The 361-nt window shown below is 70.4% G+C and carries 1 pseudogene; it reads left to right on the top strand.

From position 1 onward, the window contains the following. A pseudogene (locus DMH08_RS39860) lies at positions 1-361 on the top strand (polyketide synthase); the annotation flags it as partial.

Raw genomic sequence — 361 nt, forward strand, 5'->3', positions numbered from 1 at the left:
AACGGCTGTCGGATGCGCGTCGTCACGGACGTCGCATCTTGGCGGTGGTGCGGGGCACTGCCGCCAATCAGGACGGTGCGTCCAATGGTCTGGCGGCTCCGAACGGTCCGTCGCAGCGTCGGGTGATCCGTGCGGCGCTGGCCAACGCCCGGCTCACGCCGGCCGATGTGGACGCGGTGGAGGCCCACGGGACCGGCACGACGTTGGGCGACCCGATCGAGGCGCAGGCGCTGCTGGCGACCTACGGCCAGGCCGAGGGACGCACCGAGGATCGGCCGTTGTGGCTGGGGTCGGTGAAGTCGAACATCGGTCATACGCAGTGCGCTGCGGGTGTCGCGGGCGTGATCAAGATGGTGCTGGC

The organism is Actinomadura sp. WAC 06369 (assembly GCF_003947565.1).
Classification (GTDB): domain Bacteria; phylum Actinomycetota; class Actinomycetes; order Streptosporangiales; family Streptosporangiaceae; genus Spirillospora; species Spirillospora rifamycini.